At 39.9% G+C, this 2,822-nt stretch carries 3 protein-coding genes; 2 read left to right on the top strand and 1 reads right to left on the bottom strand.

From position 1 onward, the window contains the following. Positions 1 to 49 precede the first annotated feature (49 nt). Positions 50 to 439, bottom strand: coding sequence for an MAPEG family protein (locus PN450_RS16535; protein WP_271836970.1), 390 nt, complete (start codon positions 437 to 439; stop codon positions 50 to 52). Between the two features lie 98 nt (positions 440 to 537). On the opposite strand from PN450_RS16535, the gene PN450_RS16540 reads away from it, so the two are divergent. Together PN450_RS16540 and PN450_RS16545 are read left to right on the top strand one after the other, a co-directional pair. Then, positions 538 to 1,329: an ABC transporter ATP-binding protein gene (locus PN450_RS16540; RefSeq protein WP_271836971.1), complete on the top strand. Its 792-nt coding sequence runs from the start codon at positions 538 to 540 to the stop codon at positions 1,327 to 1,329. Positions 1,330 to 1,380: 51 nt separating this feature from the next. Next, positions 1,381 to 2,820 (top strand): MlaD family protein, encoded by a 1,440-nt coding sequence (locus PN450_RS16545; protein ID WP_271836972.1) that lies wholly within the window; start codon positions 1,381 to 1,383, stop codon positions 2,818 to 2,820. The last annotated feature ends 2 nt before the right edge of the window (positions 2,821 to 2,822 follow it).

Here is a 2,822-nt window from a genome sequence, read left to right on the forward strand (position 1 = left end):
ACCCAGTCCCCAGTCCCCAGTCCCCAGTCCCCAGTCCCCAGTCCCCAGTCTATTTCACCATAGATAAAATAATCCCCACCAGCGAACCAAGAATTAGCACGATACCGCTGAGAGAACTAATTGCAAAACCAGGACCGCGTTTTTCTGCGGCTTGATAATATCCCCAAGCATATAGAATACGTCCTACTACCCAAGCTGCACCGAGAGCAGAACCCCAAATAGGACTAACGTAAATAGAAAACAACCATAAAGCCGGAATAAATAAAGCTAGTTGTTCCAAGGTATTTTGTTGTACCCTTAGCACTCTTTCAAAATCGAGGTTTCCTGTAGTTTGCGGTACGGGGACTTGATATTTAGCTCTGGCTATACCAACATTAATTGTGACTACAAAATATAGTATAAGTGCGGAAACAGTTACTAAACTAGGATAAGGAGACATAAACTTGAGTAAAATGGGAAAATAAAGTTATTTACAAAATATTATAGGTTACAGGTGATTAAGTGACAGGTGAGAATTTAATCAATTACCAACCAGCAATGATAGAAACATTAGAACCATTAATTGAATTAAGAGGTATTTCTAAAACTTTTGGCAATAACAAAGTTTTAGATAATGTGGATTTAAAGATATATCGAGGCCAAGCATTAGGGATTATTGGACCATCGGGAACTGGTAAATCAACGGTTTTGCGGATTATAGCCGGATTGTTAAAACCCGACGAGGGAGAAATTTATATTCAAGGAGTACGCAGAGAGGGTTTAATAGAAGATGCTGATGATCCTGTGGGGATTGGGATGGTGTTTCAGCAAGCCGCTCTATTTGATTCCTTGACAGTCGAAGAAAACATTGGATTTCTACTTTATCAACATTCTCGATTAAAGCGATCGCACATTCGGGAATTAGTCAATGAAAAATTAGAAATGGTCGGTTTATCCCCAATTGGTCATCTTTATCCCTCAGAACTTTCTGGAGGAATGCGAAAAAGAGTCAGTTTTGCCCGTGCTATTATGTCCAATCCTCAACGTCCTACAGATAGTCCAGAGGTTTTATTATACGATGAACCTACAGCCGGATTAGATCCCATTGCCTCAACGGTAATTGAGGACTTAATCCGTGACTTACAACATACACAAGGAGTCTGTAGTACCTACTCCATTGTGACTCACCAAGATAGTACAATTCGGCGGACATCTGATCAAATAGTATTTCTTTATCAAGGAAAAGTGCAATGGCAAGGTACAGTAGTTGCCTTAGATCACACAGAAAATCCCTTAATTAGACAATTTATGAGTGGAAGTGTACATGGACCCATTCAAGTAGCTGGTTAAGTACCAAATCAAATAAAATTGCTGAGTTTAACGCTATCAGTGGAGGAATAAATGCGAGGTCTAATTAGCAGCTTCACATCTGCACGTACATGGAGAGAAGGTTCTGTAGGATTGTTGCTCCTGCTAGGGTTAGGCGCATTTGGAGTAATTTTACTGTGGTTGAATAGAATCTCCCCCGGCCAAACTTCTTATCAAGCAACCATCGAATTTGCTAACGCGGGGGGAATGCAAAAGGGTTCAGCAGTGCGTTTTCGGGGTGTGAAAGTGGGGACTATCACCAATGTTAAACCCGGCTCAAATGCGATTGATGTCGAAATTCAAATTAACTCCCCTGATTTAATAATTCCCAGTAATTCGATCATTGAAGCCAATCAAAGTGGATTAATTAGCGAAAATATTATTGACATTACACCAAAAGGAGATTTACCTGGGAAGGTAACCGCTAAACCCCTAGATAAAGACTGTAATTCCAGCCTAATTATTTGTAATGGTTCTCGCTTAAAAGGTGAAATTGGCATCAGTGTTGATGAACTGATGCGACAATCAACTATTTTTGCGGCTCAGTACAGTAGTGAAAAGTTCTATAAAAATGTGAATCGTACGTTAGAAACCTCGGCTAATGCTGCTGCTAATATCGCTGATTTGACGAAGGATTTGCAAGGGTTGAGCAAAACCTTCAAAGGACAAATAGGTGTATTTTCAGATACAGCAGCTACATTACAACGTTCGACAGTCCAATTAACTGCAACCACAACCAAAACAGCGAATCAATTAGGCGAAACATCTAAAGACTTTAGTACAACAGCCAAACAAGCAAGTCGCTTACTAACAAATTTAGATAATCTCATCACTACTAATCGTTCTTCTTTAGTTGGTACTTTGAATAGTATGACGGAAACCAGTAACCAACTTAGGCAAACAATTACCAGTTTATCACCGGCAATTAACCGCTTAACCCAAGGAAAATTATTAAATAACCTAGAAACCCTATCTGCAAATGCAGCCGAAGCTTCTGCGAATTTAAAAGATGCTTCTAAAACTTTAAATGATCCAAAAAACATTGTTTTACTGCAACAAACTTTAGATGCAGCTAGAGCAACATTTGAAAATACCCAAAAAATTACCGCTGATTTAGATGAATTAACAGGCGATCCTAAGTTCCGTCAAAATATGCTGCGATTGGTAAATGGTCTGAGTAAATTAGTTTCTTCTAGCAAAGACATCCAGGAAAAAACCAAGGTAGCTGTAACTCTAGATTCTCTCAAAGCTGATGCTAATCGCCCAAAGGTAGTAATTACCGCACCCGTTCCCGAAAAACAAGTATCGGTAGTTGAGCAAAGTCGAAACTTAGTAATTACTCCCCCACCCAAAACCCTGGAGAAAGTAGAAATAACCACCCAACCTATCTCCGAACCACCCAATTCATCCCAAGAACAACTCCTCCAACAACTCCGAGATTATCGAGAACAGGGGACAGGGGACAGGGAGTAGGG

This window comes from Dolichospermum lemmermannii CS-548 (assembly GCF_028330815.1).
Classification (GTDB): domain Bacteria; phylum Cyanobacteriota; class Cyanobacteriia; order Cyanobacteriales; family Nostocaceae; genus Dolichospermum; species Dolichospermum lemmermannii.